At 58.6% G+C, this 20,593-nt stretch carries 10 protein-coding genes; 7 read left to right on the top strand and 3 right to left on the bottom strand.

Going from position 1 to position 20,593, the window contains the following annotated elements; genetic code table 11:
* The first annotated feature begins 112 nt into the window (after positions 1–112).
* The 4 genes from Enr13x_RS16735 to Enr13x_RS16720 are packed head-to-tail and all read left to right on the top strand — an operon-like array spanning position 113 to position 7,255.
* Positions 113–2,806 (top strand): hypothetical protein, encoded by a 2,694-nt coding sequence (locus Enr13x_RS16735; RefSeq protein ID WP_145387930.1) that lies wholly within the window; start codon positions 113–115, stop codon positions 2,804–2,806.
* Positions 2,803–3,816, top strand: a complete 1,014-nt coding sequence (locus Enr13x_RS16730) for an ABC transporter ATP-binding protein (RefSeq protein WP_145387929.1) — start codon at positions 2,803–2,805, stop codon at positions 3,814–3,816. The genes Enr13x_RS16735 and Enr13x_RS16730 overlap by 4 nt, the downstream gene beginning before the upstream one ends.
* Positions 3,813–5,477: an ABC transporter permease subunit gene (locus tag Enr13x_RS16725; protein ID WP_145387927.1), complete on the top strand. Its 1,665-nt coding sequence runs from the start codon at positions 3,813–3,815 to the stop codon at positions 5,475–5,477. Before Enr13x_RS16730 ends, Enr13x_RS16725 begins: the two co-directional genes overlap by 4 nt.
* Positions 5,477–7,255: a HEAT repeat domain-containing protein gene (locus Enr13x_RS16720; RefSeq protein WP_197456082.1), complete on the top strand. Its 1,779-nt coding sequence runs from the start codon at positions 5,477–5,479 to the stop codon at positions 7,253–7,255. The genes Enr13x_RS16725 and Enr13x_RS16720 overlap by 1 nt, the downstream gene beginning before the upstream one ends.
* Before the next feature lie 68 nt (positions 7,256–7,323).
* Here the strand turns inward: Enr13x_RS16720 and Enr13x_RS16715 are convergent, their stop codons facing one another.
* Entirely contained in the window at positions 7,324–8,700 is a 1,377-nt protein-coding gene (locus Enr13x_RS16715) for a hypothetical protein (RefSeq protein WP_231744341.1), read from the bottom strand.
* A 215-nt stretch (positions 8,701–8,915) separates the two neighbouring features.
* Positions 8,916–10,211 carry a transposase gene (locus Enr13x_RS16710; protein ID WP_197455625.1) on the bottom strand — a complete coding sequence of 432 codons (1,296 nt, stop codon included), beginning with the start codon at positions 10,209–10,211 and terminating at the stop codon, positions 8,916–8,918.
* Positions 10,212–10,780: 569 nt separating this feature from the next.
* Here Enr13x_RS16710 and Enr13x_RS16705 point away from each other — a divergent pair.
* The 3 genes from Enr13x_RS16705 (at position 10,781) to Enr13x_RS16695 (ending at position 18,644) form a co-directional block, all read left to right on the top strand.
* Positions 10,781–11,935 (top strand): DegT/DnrJ/EryC1/StrS family aminotransferase, encoded by a 1,155-nt coding sequence (locus Enr13x_RS16705; protein ID WP_145387923.1) that lies wholly within the window; start codon positions 10,781–10,783, stop codon positions 11,933–11,935.
* A gap of 128 nt (positions 11,936–12,063) precedes the next feature.
* Positions 12,064–14,283, top strand: coding sequence for an O-linked N-acetylglucosamine transferase, SPINDLY family protein (locus Enr13x_RS16700; protein WP_197456081.1), 2,220 nt, complete (start codon positions 12,064–12,066; stop codon positions 14,281–14,283).
* A 926-nt stretch (positions 14,284–15,209) separates the two neighbouring features.
* Entirely contained in the window at positions 15,210–18,644 is a 3,435-nt protein-coding gene (locus Enr13x_RS16695) for an FG-GAP-like repeat-containing protein (RefSeq protein WP_145387919.1), read from the top strand.
* Between the two features lie 482 nt (positions 18,645–19,126).
* On the opposite strand, the gene Enr13x_RS16690 is transcribed toward Enr13x_RS16695, so the two are convergent.
* Complete coding sequence (locus Enr13x_RS16690; protein WP_145387917.1) at positions 19,127–20,230, bottom strand: hypothetical protein; 1,104 nt, start codon at positions 20,228–20,230, stop codon at positions 19,127–19,129.
* Positions 20,231–20,593: the final 363 nt, after the last annotated feature.

Below are 20,593 nucleotides of genomic sequence, written 5' to 3'. Positions count from 1 at the left end.
GGACCCGAACCAAAGAAATCGGGCGGTTTGACGCCGCTGAGTCGCTGTCGCATCGCGAAGACGTTAACATTGGCGTGACGCGGAACCCACTTTTGAAATTGAGCAGTAGCGGATGATCCCAACGACCCTGAGTGCGGCCAAAATCCACCACATGGTCTGCGTTCTTGCGATGTGCGGTTTGCTGGTCCATCCGGCAGGATGCTCGACGGGGGCGATGGCACAGGACGATGTGTCCGCAACGACCGCGGCGGCATCAGCAAATGATCCGTCCGCAAATGATCCGTCCGCAAATGATCCGCCCGCAAATGATCCGCCCGCAGACGACCCCCAGGCAGGCGACCCGGCGGGGATCGCCGTCACGGTCATGCCGTCCGGTGTTCAGCGGTTTGCCAGCGGCGGATGGGCGTCGCTGGCCGTCGTGGGAGTCAATCCCACGGACCAGGATGTCGAAGAGGTCGTTTCGGTCTTTGTGGGAGATGATCCCAACCTTCAATTTTCGACGCGGTTTTGGCTTCCCGCGCGGAGCAAACGCCAATCCTGGTTGCCGGTGGCGATTCCGCCGAGCGGGCGAATCGACGGCAACCGAGTCGACCTGTCGATGATACGCATCGCCGAATCGGAGGGAGAAGAATCGTTCACCGACAACGTCAATCAGATGCCCGTGTCGGTGCGGTCGCTGATGTTGGTCGACAATGAGATCAACACGGGGCTGTTCGCCGATCCACTTGATTTTGAGGATTCAACGGAACGTGACGCCATACGGGAGCGATTGAACACGGTTCTGAACGCGGGGCGTGATGCGGTCACCATGAGTCCGAGTGATCTGCCGATCGTGAGTTTCCTGTCCAATTTCATGCCGCCGACTTATGGTGCGTTGGACGAACTGGACCAGGTCGTGATCGCCGGCGACCAGTTGCGATACGATTCCGATGGCGTGCTCGCGATCCGTCGTTGGATTCGCCGTGGCGGCCGGGCTTGGATCATGCTGGATGCAACCAGCCGGTCACTTGTCGACGATCTGCTCGGCGACGACGCGGACTTTACCGTGATCGATCGCAGCGAATTGAATGCGTTTGAATTGCAGACCATTGATCCGATCAAGGGGACGGACGGTTCGACCGAAAGCTGGTCTTCGGAAAATCCCGTCACGATGCTGCGGGTGTTGACGCAGTCCGATGACGTCGTTTGCCGCATCGACGGATGGCCGGTTGCGTTCTGGAAACCTGTCGGTGATGGCGAAGTCTTGTTCACGGCTTTGGGCGCCGATGGCTGGATCCATTCCGACCGCCGAGTCACCGCCGGATTGAACCAACTTGCGCGAGAATTTTTTGAACCCAAGAACCAATCGCAGGATCTGGTCGCCGCAATGAAGCCGATCGTCGACGACCAGATCGGCTATCAGATTCCCCGTCGCTCGACGGCCGCCATCGTGCTGGGCATCAACGCGTTGGTGATCTTGATCGGCGGTGTTTGGTGGGCCCGCCAACGGCGACTCGAACGCATGGCGTTGCTGGTTCCCGTCTCGGCAATCGTGACAACGGTGATCATGCTGGCGATCGGCTCTTCGCATGCCACCGCCATCCCGTCGACGGTCGCCACCAGCCAAGTCGTCCAGGTTCGCCCGGCGACCGACGAAGCTGACGTGTCCACGATCCGAGCCGTCTACAGTCAACAGAGCGGTGAGTTGGGTTTGATTTCCAGCCACCAAGTGATGACGATGCCGATGGAGAACGTGGGGACGTCGGAAACACGTCGGGTCAGTTTAGAAGACGACGGCACCAGCCGTTGGCTCGGTCCGGGGCAACCGCCCGGAGTCGTCCGACACTTGGGGTCCGATTCAGCCATCACGCTCCAACAACCGATCCGTTTGCGCGGCACGTTTGATGGCGAAGGCTTTCGCGGCACACTCAGGGGAATTGACCCCAACACGTGCCAGGACGGATTGATCGTCGCCTCACCGGCGCCGATGACCGCGGTCACCATCGATGCGGATGCCGCCGGTGGGCAGGTCATCGCGCCCGTCTCCGATCGGCTTCCACCCGGTCAGTTCATTCCCGGTTCCATGCTGACCGATCAGCAGCGGACGCGCCGGGACTTCTTCGATACGGTGCTCAGCTCAGCCGATGGTCATTCGCTCGGCCAAGGGCCGTCGCTGTTGGTGTGGACCGATCCGCTCGACTTGGGCGTTCAGTTTGCCGACCGTTTCGATCACAGCGGAGCCGCGTTGATGTCCATTCCCATTCAATTGGAACGACCCGCTGCCGGAGTCGAGTTTCGGATTCCATCCAGCTTTATCCGAACCAAAGCCTTCTGGGGACCACAGGGGCGAACGACTCTGTTTAATCCGCGAACGGGAAAGTGGCTTCCGGAGATGACGAAGGCGGCCGAAGCACGGTTGTTGTTTCAGTTTCCCGATGCCGCCCGCCCGATGACGCTTCAACGCGTCAATGTGACGATGAAAATCAACGCTCCTTCGCGCACGTTTTTTGTCAACGCGCTTGTCGATGGCCAGCCCACGAGAGTCTTTCAACGAGACAACGCAACCGGGGTGATCGAATTCGCGATCGAATCGGAAGACGCCTTGCGTCTGCACGCCGACGGCGGTTTGTGGTTGGCGTTTGGTGTCACCGAATCGTTCGAGGCGACCGAGCAACGGGCCACCCGCTCGGGCTCGGGTGAAGCGGGCGATCAAGTGGTCGACAACGCGACCTGGCAAATCGACTACGTTCATCTTGATGCGGTGGCGCAGATCAACGCCAGCGATCTTCCCTCTCTCGACGAAGCTTCCGATACAGGCACACCGTGACCGATCAACAACCCATCATCGAAACCGTGGATCTGACCAAGCGGTATGATGAATTCACCGCCTTGGATTCCCTTTCCATCACCGTCCACAGCGGCCAGATCTTGGGATTCATCGGACCTAACGGTGCCGGCAAAACGACCACCATTCGTATCCTGGTCGGGCTGCTCAAACCGACCAGCGGCACGGCCCGAATCGCCGGTGCAGACTGCTTGACCGAATCACGCAAGATCAAACGTCTGGTCGGTTACATGCCCGATGATTTCGGCAAGTACAACAACATGCGAGTCGGCGAGTATCTAGATTTTTTCGGCGCCGCCTACGGCATCGGGCGTCGCCAACGGATCGTGCGGATTGATGAAGTGCTGGAGATCGCCGGCGCGACCTACATGAAAGATCTGTTCGTCGATGCGCTCAGTCGCGGGATGCAGCAGCGTGTGGCGATCGCTCGGACGTTGATGCACGATCCCCAGGTGATGATTCTGGACGAACCGGCCAACGGGCTTGATCCACAAGCACGGATCGACATGCGAACAATGTTGTTGCGGCTGGCGGAAATGGGAAAAACATTGATCGTCACCAGTCACATCCTGCCCGAACTGGCGCGCGTTTGTGACATCGTGGCGATGATCACCAAGGGACGGCTGCGGGCGTTCGGGACGCTGGACGAAATCATGCGCGACATCCAGCAACGACGGACCTTTGAAATTCAATTGGTCGACCACGATCAAGTCGATCGCGTGGTCGCGTTGGTGGAGTCGTGGTCGAGTGAAATGAACCATGAATCCGAAGTGACCGGGGCAACCGCCGAGACGATGGTTCGTTTCACCACCGGATTGAACGATCGGGAAATCACGCCGCTGTTGACCCACTTGGTGGGATCCGGCGAAGCGATCGCCCAATTTCGCGAAGTTCCGACCGATCTGGAAGACGCCTTTTTGTCGGTCGCCAGCGGCAGTCACGGCGGCGATACGCCGGAGTCACAGCCGGCAACGCAAGAGGCGACGTCATGAGTTCGGCCTTCAATCCCGTCGTACAGCGTGAATTCTTCGGAATCGTCCGCTCACCCAAGGCGTTCGCAACGCTGCTGGCGCTGACGGTCACGTTTTCCATCGCGGTGCTGATGCGCTGGCCGACCGATGCCACCGTTGACCTGAGCGGCGTGCAGTCGATCCAGGTGTTTCGTGTGTTCGGTTACGGCTTGTTGGCGGGTGTCGTTTTTCTGGTTCCGGCGTTTCCGGCCACGTCGATCGTCAATGAAAAAAACGCCGGCACGTTGGCCCTGTTGTTGAATTCGCCACTGAGCCCGCTGTCGATCTATTTCGGCAAACTTGCCGGCGTCTTGCTGTTCGCCCTGCTGGTCTTGCTGGCCAGTATGCCGGGGGCCGCGGCCTGCTACGCGATGGGAGGGATTGACTTGCGCAGCGGACTGGGGCTGTTTTACTTCGTGCTGTTGGTGTTGGTGTTTCAATACGCCACGTTGGGAATGTTGATCAGCAGCTATGTGCAATCGACCGACGCCGGAGTGCGGCTGACCTATTCGATCATTTTTGCACTGTTCTTTTTGACACTGGTCCCGGATGCGTTTTTTCCCGGTGGGAGCGGGGTGATGGGAACCGTCGCGCAGTGGGCACGCTACCTTTCGCCCGTGCCGGTGGTGATGCAGATCATGGGACAGGGCGGACTGGGATCCAGGGGACTGATCGCGTCACCCGGCAACGTGCAATTCATCGTGGTCACGCTGGTCAGCAGCTTGATCTTTGCCGCGGTCACGATTTCCAGATTGAATTATCGGATTTTTGACCAGTCGCGTGCGCAAGGCGTGATCACCGACGAGCGCGGATTGGTAACGCGGCTGCTGCGTCGATTCCTGTTCATCGTCGATCCACAGCGCCGCAAACCCGGCATCCCCTGGTACCTGAACCCGGTCATGGTCAAGGAGTTTCGTTGCCGTCGCTTCGGCCGATCCCAATGGCTGTTTCGATTGGTCGCGCTGTGTGCCGTCGTCTCCATGGTGCTGACCTTCGCCGCCGCCACGAGCGTGACGAGCTGGGGCACCGAAACCATCGGCGGGTTGGTGGTGATACTGCAAGTGATCTTGATTGTCGTGATGACTCCCAGCTTGACCTCCGGATTGATCAGCGGCGAACGTGACGGCGGTGGTTGGGAATTGCTGCGTCTGACACCGCTGACGTCGCTGAAAATCGTGCGAGGAAAACTGCTCAGTGTGCTTTGGACGCTGTTGTTGGTATTGATGGCGACGCTGCCGGGGTACCTGGTGATGATCTACATCGAGCCCCAAATGTGGTACCAGGTCAATTTGGTGCTGGTCTGTCTGGCCTGGACGGTGGTTTACACGGTGGCGGTCAGCGCCGCGGTCGGCAGTTTGTTTCGAACCACGGCCGTCGCGACCACCGTCACCTATGTCGTCGTCATGGCACTGTTCTTGGTCCCGCTGTTGGTTTGGCTCGGACGTGGCGCCCCGTTCGGATTCGAGATGGTCCAACGCGTGTTGCTGGTCAATCCGGTCGGCGCGGCACTTAGCGTGATCGAAACACCGGGGTTTGAAAATTACAACTTGCTGCCCGCCGCGTGGTACATCTCCGGCGGCTTCTCGGCTCTCATGTTCTTGGTCTTTGGTTTAAAAGTATGGCGTCTCACTCGTCCCGTTTAATGCTCTCGGTCTGGATTGCCGTTGCCCTCGCGTCGCTTCCGGTGTGCGGCATCCCCGCGGGTGCAGCCGATCCGGTGCCATCCATCTTGAACGTCGATGACGTGATGGGAACGGATCCTGCGTTCTCCTATCGTGAAACGCAACTGAAAGTATCAAACGATGCGATACCGCTATGGTTGGACGCATTGGCACGGCCCAACGCCCAACTGCAACGCGTCACGATCGACACGATTGCGATTGCACACCGCCGAGGGATGGAAGGCATTGACGCGGCCTTGCCGGCCTTGGTTGAATTGGCCGGAACGAGTGAAGTGGACGCTTCGGTGCGACGCGCGGCGGTTCGTGCATTGATCGAATTGGACGCCCGCGATCAGGCTCCGCTGTTGGCGAGGTTGGCCCAGAAATACGGGGCCGCGATTTCGTCGCTCGTCGAGCCCGCGTTGGTGAAGTGGAAGTCGCCGGAAATGTCTCAGCAGTGGCTTGCGCGGTTGAGCGAAACCGGGGCGCGGCGGCAATCTCTGGTCATTGCGATCCAAGGGGTGGGCGCACTGGAACTGCACGACGGATCGAAACCGCTTCGTCGCTACGTCCGCGACGATTCGTTGCCTGGTGGAATCCGACTGGCCGCGGCGCGGTCGCTCGGTCAACTGTCCGCGTCGGGGCTCCAGCCGCTGGCTGCCGAGTTGATCGGCGGCGCGGAGGGTGACGGCGACATCGTTGCGGACGTGTTGGCCATCGCCTTGTTGAGCCGGCATACCGATCCGGCGGCGATCAAGTTGCTCCGATCGTTGATGAGCCGCAGCAGTACCGTCGTGCAATCCGAGGCACTTCGGCGGCTCTACGAAATCGATTTCAAGATCGTGCTCGAGTTCACCGACCAGGCGATCGCCAGTCCAGACGTCAACGTCCGCCGCACGATCGCCTCGGCACTGATCGACAGCAAACAGGCAGCTCGCATCGCGCCCCTCGCAACGCTGCTCGACGACGTCAATCCGGGCCTGCGCCAGCAAGTAGCAGTCGCGTTGTTTCAACTCGCCCAGCTTCCGTCACTCCGCGATGAAGTCCTCTCGCAAGTCTCGGGGATTCTTGATCAAGACTCCTGGCGAGGCTGTGAGCAAGCCACACGGGTGCTGGTCAGCTTGGACCACAAACCGGCCGGAGATCGACTCGTCGATTTATTGCGACACCCGCGCGGCGAAGTGATGGTGACGGCGGGTTGGGGGCTCCGGCGATTCGGGCAACGGCAACACTTGCCGGCAATGCTTGGGCGTGCGACCGAAATCCACGATCAGTTTCAGAAACGAAAACTCAATGCGGGCTCTCCCGGCGTGGTCGATCTGATGTCCCAGCTTTTCCAAGCGTTTGGACAGATGCACTACCGCGAAGCCGACGCGTTGGTCAGGGCCTACGTGCCTCGCAACTTTTCACTCGGCGAACGGGCGCGAACCGCTGCGGCGTGGAGTGTCGGATTCCTGTACCCCGACGAGGCCCCCGACGATCTGGTCGACATGCTGCTCGCACGGCTCAATGATGTCGAATCGCTGGAACCGGAGTATGGCACCGTGCGCGCGATGTGTGCCCAAAGCCTGGGGCGGATGAAGGCGAAGGCTGCTTTGCCGGATTTGCGACGGTTTGCGACCAAATTCGGCAGCGAAGTCAGTTTTTCCTGCCACTGGGCGATCGAGCAGCTGACCGGTGAATCCTCGCCGCCGACCGTCTCGCCGATCATCACCGACTACGAAGACTGGTTCCTGAAACCGTTGTCCGACGATCAGTGACGATGCAAAGCGGTCGCAGGTCGTCGTCGAGACTCTCGGCATGTTAGCGGACCATTCCGCCCAACATGCTATCCCAGACTCAGCCGACTTGCACCCTTGGGCAGATCCAGGCAAACCACCACGTCGCCATCGACGCGGACAAAGGTTCCGTTTTGCAAACGTGAAAGCGATGCCACCTGTTGCAGCGGCCATTGCGAGCCGACATGTGAAAGTGATGGAACCTTGCTGATCGATGTCGAACCGACCGAGACCGTAAAGTTCTCGCAGGCGAGCGGGGCGTTCAATTCGATCGTGTTCGCGTCGCTTCGCGTCAGGCTGGTCATCTCTTTGGCGGCCCAATAGCGTCCGATTTCACTGACCTTCATCCAAAGCGTCTGGTCACCAAACCGTGACGCCAGTGATTGGACCACACGTTTGAAGGCGTTGAATCCCGTCTTGGTGCCGTTGCAATACATGCCCGGCCAATGGCACAGCATCACCGCCGGTTGACCACGCTCGATCAATTCCACCATCCGCCCCGACGTGGCGTCGGGGGTGCAATAGCGATCCGGATCAGACACCTTGCTGCCTTCCCAGCTGCCGAACCAATCACCCGTCCCCGCCGGGACGTTCATGGTCAAGTTGGAAAGAACGCGATCGCCGTCAAACTCCAATTGCGGTTCGGTGGATTCGTCGCCGGTTTTGACGTACTTGAAATAGTGTGGCAACTCGCTGCCGTACACATCACGGACCGCTTGGCCGGCGGCGACGGGCAGCTTTTCTTTCACGCGGTTTCCGAATCCGCCCGGTGTGGTGATGCCGTCGCAATTCAATCCGCAATTTTTCAAGATCCGTAGCGCGTAGGCCAGGTATTCGGTCAAGTGATCGGTGCTGATGTCGGTTTGCGGATAGCTGTTCTCCATCGTCCCCGCGTTGACTTCGGCCATCGGTCGACCAGTCTTCAAGTCGATCACGCGAGTGTGGGTGATCATTTCAGGGTGAATGTCCCAGTTGGGCATCATCAGATCGCGGACCAGGGCCAGGCTGTTGTCCAGATCCTGCCGTGACCATCCCGGCAGGGTCCTGTCCAGCCATCCCACACAGGCGGGATAGGGAACGATGCTGTATTTTCCTTTGACATCGTGCTGGGCGCACCACTCGCCGAACTCGCGGACAAACCGGTCCGGGATTTCACGCGGCCATTCGCGCCACGGTTGTTGGTAGACGTCGCGCTCGGGCCAGGCATGGGCGAATTGCGGCATGCAAAAATGCCCCATGTTCACCAGGCAAGTCGAATCATCGATGATGAACGACAACGGTACCCGAGCCCGCGGATGCAGCACTTGAATGGTTGCCGAGGTTGGTGTCGTTTCTTCGGCGACGGACACGCCAAACGAAGGCAACGCGGCCACTGAGCCAAGGGACGCAGCTGTCACGCGGATCGCGTCACGTCGGTTGATATTCATCGCCAATCCCATACGCCTCGTGTGTGTCGGTCCGCGCTGGTCTCGAATCCTGCTCCAGAGCGTCGCTAGTGCTTCGTCAACTATTAAACGGAGGGTGCCGCGATTGGAACGGGCATGAGTAAAACGGGATTCAGCAACCGTTGGTGTCTAGCTTTGAGGAGCGTCGGAAGAATAAGTGGGATAGGCTTCCAGCCCAGGGCTGTAAGGGTATCCTGCTAGGTCAATCCTAGCAGTTTCGCGGTCGAAACATGAGACGAGGCTACATTCCTTGATCGGTGCGGCTTTTTCTTCTTCGGGCCGCGGACCGATTTTCTGTACTCCTTTAGGTCGATCGTCCGAGCGATCTTCTTCAGCATCGCGACGAGGCCTTTGATTGTCGTCGGAATCAATTCTGCCCACTCGTCCTCGGTGATCGCAATCAACATCCCTTCGGTTTTATCGGAGACATTTTTTGAGACGTGAAAGTGGCTGATCGCTTCCACCTCTGATTCGTCATGGGTCGCAAACAAAGCCGCAAAGATGGTTTGTCGAAGATTGAACGCGAGCAGCGACATACAAAACAGGAACGTTGCTGCTTTGGGATGACCGACACCTGATTTCTCGCAAGTGAGCGTCATCTGTAAAATATTGAACGCGGTTTCTTCTTCCCAGCGATGCCGGTAAACCTCTGCCACGTCCTTAGCCGAAACTGTGGCGGGAAGATTCGTCAACACGTGAATCTCTTCGTCGCCATCTCGCGTTGGCGAGTCCAATATGACAGTGATTCGGCGAACCACCATGGCATCTTCGGCAGCAGATAGTTTCAACGCTTGTTCGTAGACTACGCCTGTGCTGCTGCGGCCAATGCGTTTGCGTTTTCCCAGTAAAACGCCTTTCAAACGCCCGTGCTGGCGGATCACGAAGAAGCTTTTGGATTGAGCGAGTTTGTTGAGGAATGGGACGATGCAATAATGCCGGTCCGCAATTACGACATCATTCGGCTGGATATCATCCACGATCCGATCGCAACACGTCGACTCTTGCGCGTGGCCGTCAAGCAGCACGTACGCGCGGTCAAACACCTGTCGCTGTAGGTCAAACCTCGCGACTAGTTTACCCGGCAACGGTGCACCCTTGACGTCTCGAAGGTCTTTCAATCTTTTGTCAGACTTCGCCAAGACATTCCCATCAATACTCAAGCAACGATAACCTGGAAGCAATTCCCAGGGTGTGAACCCCATCGCGTCTTGCATTTGGATAGTCCGCTTTGCCGCGTGCGAAACGAGCGACTCACTTACCGCTGGTTCTATGCCTCTGGTTTTGGCATAGAATGACTGTCGAGAAACGTCGAGATTCTCTTTGTGCTCCTTGTAGGCTTGATTGAAATTCTCGCTGAAATTCAAGGCCACGTCAGCGACCGTCATCGCCACTGCCTGGAATGTGGCGAGGTACTCATACTGCTTTTCTCGATTGTTATCGAAAACCAGTTGCAAATCGCTCCCGATAAAGTCCTGCGTGAGCGCCCTGGTCATGACAGCAAATGGTGCCTTGGTTACAAACCGATCAAAAACTTTCGATGACATCGCGAACCTCCGTGTAGCGTAAAACACGGGAATACACAAAAATCGCGGTCACGCGATACCCTTACAGCCCTGGGCTTCCAGCCTGTCATGGCGAAAACGACAGGCTGGAAGCCTATCCCACAATCAATCCCCGCCACTTATTCTTCCGACGGTCCTTAAGCGATTCCCGGTCGCTGCGGCGCAGCGAAACGAGGCAGCTAAAGCCTGCACACCAACGCTTATGCCCTTTTCATTCGTACGTGCCCCCTGTTTCGCTCGACCAGTATAGCGTGCAGTGAGCTGGCGAGGGAAAACCCTCGTGACGCTGCGTCGGGTTGCGACTGTTGTGCCGAACACGCTTCTTCGCCCGTGTTTCTTCATGATTTCCACGATTCGGCACCACCGATTCGCCTCGTTGATGCCAAGGGCAATCAGCCCAATCGCAGCTTATCCTGTAGGAGGATGAATCGACCATCCGACAACAAGTGGTGCGTCTTCAGAGATTCATCCCAGCTGTTCCATTGGTCTGCGTATCGCGAATGTCAGTCACAAAGACCACGCATCGGATCGATCGAAAGGTCGTCCGAGATGACGTGCTGCACGTCGGGGCTCCGAATGTCGGTGACCGCGCCTACTTCGATCAACTCGTCGACCAGATCTTTGAGCGGCGATGGTTTACCAACGACGGTTGCGTGGTCAAAGAGTTGGAAGCGAAGTTGCGTGCGTATTTGGGCGTCAAGCATTGTTTTGCGGTTTGCAATGCGACGATCGGTTTGCAGCTGGCCTACCACGCACTGAATCTGACCGGCGAAGTCATTGTGCCGTCGTTCACCTTCGTTGCGACCGCTCACGCGGCGCAGTGGGGCGGACTGACACCCGTCTTCGCAGACGTCGATCGCGACAATCACACAATTTGTCCGCAGAGCATCGAGGCGCTGATCACGGAGAAAACGAGTGCGATTGTCGGTGTGCATCTTTGGGGAAATCCCTGCGACACCAAAGCGATCGAAGACCTGGCACGTAAGCACGGTTTGGCGGTGGTCTACGATGCCGCTCACGCCTTCGCCTGTTCGAAAGACGATCAGATGATCGGCAACTTCGGTGATTGCGAAGTGTTCAGCTTCCACGCCACCAAATTCTTCAACACGTTCGAAGGCGGAGCGATCGCGACCAACAACGACGCGCTGGCGGAGCGACTGGCGTTGATCAAAAATTTTGGCTTTGCCGGAATGGACACGGTCGTTGATTTGGGCACGAATGCAAAAATGCCCGAAGTCTGCGCCGCGATGGGATTGTCGCTGTTGCCGTGCTTGGATCAGCTGCTGGAAAAGAACCGACACAATCACCAGCTCTATCGTGCACACCTGGAAGGGATCGCGGGATTGCGGCTGTTGACGTACGACCATCTGCAGCAGACCAATTGGCAATACGTGGTCATCGAGATCGACGAGAGTCGTTTTCGTGTCAGCAGAGACGAATTGGTGGCTCGGTTGCACGCTCAACAGATTCGAGCCCGTCGGTACTTTTATCCAGGGTGCCATCGGATGGAACCCTATCAATCGATGCCTCGCCATCAAAACCTTGCGTTACAGAACACCGAGACGCTCTGTGATCGAGTGATTTGTCTGCCGACCGGTTCGGCGATTGACGAATCAGACATCGATCGCGTTTGTCGGGTGATCCGCGGTTATTGATGTCCAGGCTTCTCGCACCCGTTTTCATTTGGAACAAGGTTACGATGGCACGCAGCAAACCAAAACTCCCGAAACGACGAAAGCCGCGCCCGCCGCATCGTCCCGCTGCGGACACGCGTGGTCTGGCGATGAAAATTGAAACTGCGCTATCGCTACAGAAAGCGGGGAATCTGGAACAGGCCAAGCAATTGTATTGCGAAGTACTGAGCGTGGATCCGAACCACGCCGATGCCTGGCATCTGCTCGGGATGACGCTTTATTCCGCCGCAGCCTACCCGAGTGCATTGGATTGTTTGCAAAAGGCTCAAGGGCTGCTCGGGGATCATCCGGAATTGATGGGCCATCTGGCGCTGGTGTATCACGCGATGGGAGACCTCCAACGGGCTCATCAGATGCTCAGCCAATTGGTGGTTGTTGAGCCAGACAACCCGGATACGCGAAACAATTTCGGAGTCTTCTTGCTTGATCTTGGGCAATTGGAACAAGCCGAGGAGCAGTTCCAACAGGCGATTCGGATCAGTCCAGATTCCGAACATGCGGCCATGAACCTGGCAAATTGTTGGGTCCGACAGAATCGTCTTCACGACGCCGAACAGATCTATGATGATCTGCTCCAACGCAACGCCGGCAACCTCGACGTGCTGGGGAATTTGGGTGAATGCTACCGACGCCAATGCAAGTGGGAGCAGTCACTGGAGTTGCTTCAGCGTGTGGTGCAGGCCCGTCCCAGCGATTTGGTTTCCAAGTTGACGCTCGCGCGGACACTGGTCAATCTTGGGCGACTCGACGAGGCGGCCGAGCGTTTCAAGCAACTGGTCGTGGAATTTCCCCACTATGCCAAGGCACACCATTATTTGGGGACCGTGTTGCTCAGCATGGGCGATGTGGCGAAGGCGGAGTCAGAGATTCAGCTTGCCTTGGAACTCGATCCGGCCGACGCACACGCGCGTTGCTCGTTGGGGTTTGTCTACATCGAGTCCGATCGGCGGCGTGAAGCGGCCGAATGCTTTGCCGAAGCCGTCAAGCAAGATCCCCGCATGAGCGGCGCCCACGGCTGTTTGTTGTATTTGATGAGCGGTGATCCCGACATCGACCCTCGGCAGTTGTTCGAAGAACACGTCCGTTGGGGCGAGGTGCACGGAAACGTCCAGCCGCTGCAACGACGCCGCAACGTGCGTGATCCGAACCGAAAACTGCGAATCGGTTACGCCTCGGCTGACTTTCGCGAGCACGCCGTCACGGCATTTTTTGAGCCGCTTTTGCGACTTCGCGACCGGTCAGCGTTTGAAATCTATTGTTATTATGAGTCCGGTCTGGGAGACCACGTGACGGAACAGTTGAAGACGCTTTCGGATCATTGGCGCGTCACGCTGGGGTATTCGGACCAGCAGGTTGCTCAGCAGATCCTCGATGACCAGATCGACATCTTGGTAGATCTGGCCGGACACACGTCGGGGAATCGGTTGCCGGCGCTGGCGTACAAACCCGCGCCGATCCAGATCTCCTGGCTCGGTTATCCCAACACCACGGGATTGAAAGCGATCGATTATTGCCTGACTTGCGACGTGCAAAATCCCATCGGCGAGCCGACGTTGCACACCGAGGAGCTGATTCGGATTCCGGGTGGGTCGTTTTGTTTCGCGCCGCCTAACAATGCACCCGAATTGTCCTCCTTGCCTGCCCGTCGCAACGGCTATGTCACGTTCGGTTCGTTGCACCGACCATTCAAGATCTCCTCGTCGACGCACGATTTGTGGGCGGCCGCCTTGAAGGCATGTCCCGATGCACGGCTGCTTGCGTTCAACACGCGTTTTAACGAGCCGTTGAAAAAGGAGTTGATCAGCGCGTTGGTTCAGCGCGGGATCGATGAAAGCCGCATCGAAGTCCGCAGCGTCTATCGCGGCGATTCGTATTTGGAAACGTATCACGAGATCGATCTCGGACTCGACGCGACGCCGTGGGCGGGCGGGACGACGACGATGGAGGCCTTGTGGATGGGAATTCCGGTTGTCGGCTTTTATGGCAACAACCGGCCATCGCGAGGGACTGCGGGGATCGTTCACCACCTCGGCAAACCCGAATGGATTGCCAAGTCGATCGACGAGTACGCGTCCTTGGTCGGCCGACTCGCCGGTGATCTTGAAGAGCTGGAAGGGCTGCGCCGAACGCTACGGGAGACGACGCGGCGGACGATCGCTGATCAACAGCGTTTCGTCACCGAGCTCGAGAAAGCGTACCGACAGTCCTGGAAACGTTGGTGCGACGAGCAGCCCGCAACCGCAATCACGCCGGTGACGCCAGGCATCGAGACGGCGTCAAGCCAAGCTTCTGGCGAAATCTGTTCTTAACGGAACAACGTCACTGAAGGAGTTAGCGGAACGGTGCGAACGGGCAGAAATCGACAGCCCGCGAGCCGTCCGGTACCAGCTTGAACACACACTCGAGTACCGGGAGACGCGCGCTCTGCCGCTAACCAATCGAAACCACCCCGGCCGACAGACCCCGCCGTCAAGGGTTTAGCCCACGCCATCCCGGTGGCGTTCCCCACCGTTCCGGGGACAGACCCCGATGTTCCGGGGACAGACCCCGATGTTCCGGGGACAGACCCCGATGTTCCGGGGACAGACCCCGATGTTCCGGGGACAGACCCCGATGTTCCGGGGACAGACCCCGATGTTCCGGGGACAGACCCCGATGTTCCGGGGACAGACCCCGATGGTCCGGGGACAGACCCCGATGGTCCGGGGACAGACCCCGATGGTCCGGGGACAGACCCCGATGGTCCGGGGACAGACCCCGATGGTCCGGGGACAGACCCCGATGGTCCGGGGACAGACCCCGATGGTCCGGGGACAGACCCCGATGGTCCGGGGACAGACCCCGATGGTCCGGGGACAGACCCCGATGGTCCGGGGACAGACCCCGATGGTCCGGGGACAGACCCCGATGGTCCGGGGACAGACCCCGATGGTCCGGGGACAGACCCCGATGGTCCGGGGACAGACCCCGATGGTCCGGGGACAGACCCCGATGGTCCGGGGACAGACCCCGATGGTCCGGGGACAGACCCCGATGGTCTGGGGACAGACCCCGATGGTCTGGGGACAGACCCCGATGGTCCGGGGACAGACCCCGATGGTCACATTTGTTCAGGCTTCGTTCGGGGACTGACCCCAGTCGTTTGGATCCCAGTCGCTTTCCGGCAAACGCTTCGGCGTTCGGTTAAGATTCGTTCATTAGGTTATGATCAGCGGCGAACGAGGCGGCGGAGACGATGAAACAGTATGCTCGCAAGAAGCGATCGCAGGCGCGCGTTCGGGGCCACCTACGCCGACTCGGCGGCGAGGTTTTGGAACGCCGCGATTTGTTGGCCAGCGACTTTGGCGATGCGCCGTCACCGTACCCGACCGCGTTGGCAGCCGATGGGGCACGGCACATCGCGACCGGACCAACGCTCGGTTTTCTGCGCGACACCGAATCTGACGGAGTTCCGTCAGTCGTCGCGCAGTCGGACGGGGCTGATGAGGACGGAATCACGATCGGAAACCTCCGCGTCGGCCAGGTGGGAGCATCGGTCTTCGTGAACGTTCAAGGCGGTCCGGCGAAGCTGGATGCCTGGATCGATTTCAACCGCAACGGACGGTGGGACGGCGGATCGGAAAAAATCGCCTCGTCGTTATCGCTCGATAGTGGCTTCAGCACCGTGACGTTTGACGTGCCCATCGACGCCAAGCCGGGGCTGTCCTTTGCCCGCTTTCGATTGTCCACGGCGGGAGGACTCGGCGTTTCTGGCGAAGCGAATGATGGTGAGGTGGAGGACTATCCGCTGTCGATCGGTGGGCTTGCCGCGACAGAGGCGGTGTTGCCGCATCATGTGATCGGATCGAGCGGAACGCCCGAAATCGCTGCGTTCACTGCGTCCGACATCGACGGCGACGACGATGTGGACTTGATTGCCACGTCGCCCACGACGAACCAGTTGCTGTACTTCGAAAATGACGGCAGCGAGCGATTTGAACAGCACGTGATTGACCAAATCAACGCGACCGAGATTGTTGCCCGTGACCTGGACCGGGACGGCGACGTGGACATCGTCGTCGCACAGGGCACGGGCGACCGAGTGGTTTCCTGGTACGAAAATACTTCCTCCGGAGTCTTTGTGGCTCGTTCGATCAACACCAGACTTTCATCAGTCGGAGTGACCACATTAGACGTTGGCGACATTGATGGAGATGGCGATATTGACATCGCGTTTGGTGTACCGCGCGACGATAGCGTGTATTGGTTTGCCAATCGGGGTGACATGAACTTCGACATTCGATCGACGAGCACCTTTGGTTACATTGCGGACGACCCCCGCGACCTCACGCTCATCGACTTCGAAGGGGATGGAGACCTTGATATTTTTGTTTCCGATGAGAAGCCCAATGACTCCACCGGGATTGTCTATTTTGAAAACCAGGGGGCGTCGGGCTTTGGAATCGACAGCCTGGGCGGGGTTGTCAATCGTACGTTTGTGTCGTTTGACGTTTCGGACATCGATGGCGACGGAGACTACGATTTGCTGACGGGAGCTTCCACCGGCAAGATCGAGTGGTTCGAGAATCGCGGGACCGGGGTATGGTCTAACGGCGGAACGTTACGATCGGCGGGTAATCCGGTCGGTAACGTCGATATCGGTGACTTGGACGGCGACGGTGACTTCGACGTGGCGGCGACGCTCTTTGATGACGATCAAGTCGTTTGGTACCGCAACGATGGGACTGAAAATTTTACCGAAGTGTTGGTGCGGTCGATCGATGCACCGGATCCAATCTCCATCGTCGATCTGGATCAGGACGGTGATCTGGATGTTGTCAGTGCGGCCGCAGGCGACGACGGCTTCGTTTGGCATCGAAACATCAACTCACCCGATTTCGGAGATGCCCCGGCGCCTTACCCGACTTCGATTGCCGACCGCGGCGCGTACCACGTTGCGACGGGGCCTAGGCTGGGGGCGACTCGCGATGCCGAAACCGATGGCCAACCGTCGCCCAACGCCGACGGCGACGGGGCCGACGAGGACGGCGTTTTGTTCGGCGACATTGAACCCGGGCAAATGGCCGGATTCAACATCGATCTACAAAACGCATCAAGCGGAAAAGTCACCGCCTGGATCGACTGGGATGACGACGGGGTCTGGGAATCCGATGAGAGAATCCGTACCGGTGCCGACGTGATCCCCGGTCTGCAAACGCTCAATTACAACGTTCCCGCCGACGTCCAACCTGGCCGGCGGATGGCCCGAGTGCGGCTCGCATCGCAGGCCATCACCGACCCCACCGGCTACGCCGCCGACGGTGAAGTGGAGGACTATCAGGTTGCGATCGGCGGAGACGTTGAGGTTGTTCTGCCTGATTCGCTATCCGAAGACGTGTATGTGGAACTCAGCGGTAGCGACCTGCAGGTGGTCAGCTACACCTTTCCGCCACAGGTTTTCTCGTCGACTCCCTTGGCTTCGACCCGCTCGTTGTCAATTCAAATGGGGACCTTCGACAACGGAACCTACCTCAGTCGAGTCGTCGTTGATTTCCGTGACGGCTTCTTTTCCCTTCCGGGTGGGATTCTGGTCGAAGGGGAATGGTTGAACGGGATACCACGAAGCCGTCAAAATGTTAGCATCATCGGCACGGGAGCCACCAACGCAATCTACAGGACAGAGAATCTTCCGCTGGGCAACGGTCGGTTCGAAGTCGCGCAAGGTGGGATTCCGTCCGTGATTCGCTTGAAGGAGATCCACAATGTTCGCATCAGTCAGATGGTACAGATCACGATTGATGGTGAACTGGAAATTCGATTCAATGACCTGTATCTCGATGCGGATGCCCCCATCGAATTGGGGCCCGTGACAAAGTTCACTGGATCCCAACTCGATATCATCCGTTCCACCAGTCCGATCGTATTCGGCGGCGATCTGTTTGTTGATGTCTTCTTCCGCGCCGGAGTCAAGGTGGGAGCCCGTAAGGAACTCTTTTCCGCCCCGAGCTATAGCGGAGACTTTACATCAAGGACGTACCAGGATCATCCTCTTGGGACCGAATGGGGGATTCGAACGGACGAAGAGCATTTCTACACGCTGCAATTGTTCGACGTCGCCCAAGTCGGGGATGTCGTCTTGAACAACGACCCCGATGACAGTCAACGATCCACCGTTACCGAGGTCAATGTTGAAATCGAAGGTTACGTCGAGATCGATCCGGGGGCATTCCAAATCACGAAGCGTGGCAGCGATGGTGGCCCCGTCGATCACAGCGTCACGGTTGCGACGGTCCAGGGAAATACAGTCGCCACGCTTGCGTTCAGCGGAGCGATGACGCGCGGCGCGAACCGGGCACTGGTCGACGGCAACTATCACTTGACGATCGATCCCACGAAAGTCCGTCGCATTCGCAGCACCGTCATCCTCGATGGTGATGGCGATCAACTTTCGGGCGGAACGTTTGCGTTTGGTGTCGCAGAAACGGACGGTTTCTTTGCACTCTATGGAGATAGCGACGGCGACCGGGATGTGGACGGCCAAGACTATGGCCGTTTCGGATTGACGTTTTTGAAATCGGAGAACGACCCGTTATTCAACTCCGTCATCGACAGCGACGGAGACGGAGATGTCGACGGTCAAGACTACGGCCGTTTCGGGCAACGTTTCCTGAAGAAACTCCCCTTCGATTGAACGCACCCGCCCCGTCCATCCACCCAGCCCCCGCCATTTCACCCCTGCGCTCACCCGTTCCCCGGGGACAGACCCCGATGGTCCGGGGACAGACCCCGATGGTCCGGGGACAGACCCCGATGGTCCGGGGACAGACCCCGATGGTCCGGGGACAGACCCCGATGGTCCGGGGACAGACCCCGATGGTCACATTCGTTCAGTCGGTTTCGGCTTGGAGTCAACGAAAAAGGTTGTCGAACCACTCAACGTGTGCCGCGGGCGAGTTGCCACGGGGAGATCCACGTTAGAGGATCTGTCGCCGGGTCACTGGGGATGAAGATGCCGTGATTTTCTCGCCGATGACCAAGTGGCCCGTCCGTTTGGGCACCTAGCTGATACGAAGCTTGCATTGCTTCCCAGCGGTCACACCGTGCGTTCCGCGAGCGACGCTCAGCAACGTGGCTTTGATTCCTTTGAGGGGGATCGTTGGAAGGCGGGGCGGGCTAAGCTGCTTGCCCGAATAGGTCGCGGGCTTGCTTTGGAACGTAGAAACGACGCCCTGTCTGCTTGGTCCGCTCGGTATCGAGATGCTCCGGACGGCCCGCGATGGTGGAAAACAGGCTGCCGAAGTCTGCAACGAGCGACAACCAGAGCGTCGGCGATAAACCAAGACGCTCCAAGATTGGCGGATGGCCTTCGGGCGTGCTGCCTCGCTTGCCCGGCGCCAAGTGGCGAGCACTCCAGTCCAACAGCTCCAAGTACTCTTCCTCGCTCATCGCCAAGAAGCCTTTGTCACTGCAGCGGGCGTTGGTCTTGCTCGGCTGCGGTCCAGCCGGGGCGGTCCCCTCGTGAAGATTCACCGGCGAAAGAAAGGCGTCTGCGCGGCGAGCTTGCGGATCGGCGGCTTGAGTTTCGCCATCGGCCGATGCTTTCTCGTCGTCCCGTGGAGTTTGTTGCGACGCCTGGATCGATTCAACACGCCGTTGTGCCGACGTGTGTTCACTCAGCTCCACCGTTTCCGCGATGCACGCCCGGATCAGATTCAGGTCGACATAGACAGAACAGGCCAAAACAGCCTCTTCGTCGACCAGCGGAATCGCTTTGAAGCGTTGTTCGAAGAAATGCCCCGTTGTGTCGTCTTCCTTGTTGGCACGCTGAGCAATTTGCTGATTCAAAAGACGCATCCACCACGAGAGGTTGCTCAGCCTAGATCGGATCTCGACAAGTTTCTCGGGGGATTTGCGAATGCGGTCCAGCTCCGCCTGTGAGGGCGTCATCGGGTTGCCCCGGTCGTCTTTCCGCTCGGGGCAGATCATCAGCCAGCGCCGGGCCACTTCGGTGTCGTCCCACGTTCCCACGATGTCGGAGCGGGATCGCAGCACGAGGTGGAAGTGGTTGGAGAGAATGGAGAAGGAAAGCAAGTCGATCGCGAAACAAGCCGCAAAGTGTTGCAGATACTCCTCGATCCAGACTTTTCGGTGGTCGTAATTCTTGCCAGAGATCGAATCCTGGCCGAAGAGCCAACAACCTCGTGTGGTTCGGCTGACGATGTGAAAGATTTGAACTTCGCTCGGATCCATCACTTCGCAACGATTGGATCTTGCCATCGCAGAGACTCCCCAACCCGTTTCCGGAAACTGCCGCGGGATTGAGGATCATTCTCAAACATCCGCGGCGAACAAAACGAGTCATCTCGTCGCCTGATTAACTAGGTGCATTCCACCCGAATGCAGCCGGCAAGTCAAGCACTTTTTTCGGTCATTCTTCCCAGATGGGGTCTGTCCCGTAAGCCGGGACAGACCCCGGGTTGTGGGGGGACAGACCCCGGGTTGTGTGGGGACAGACCCCGGGTTGTGTGGGGCCAGACCCCGGTTGTGTACAGACCCGTTGTGTGGGGACAGACCCCGGTTGTGTGGGGACAGACCGGGTTGTGTGGGGACAGACCCCGGGTTGTGTGGGGACAGACCCCG

The sequence above is a fragment of the Stieleria neptunia genome, from assembly GCF_007754155.1.
Classification (GTDB): Bacteria; Planctomycetota; Planctomycetia; order Pirellulales; family Pirellulaceae; genus Stieleria; species Stieleria neptunia.
This window is presented reverse-complemented; position numbering and strand designations above follow the sequence as displayed.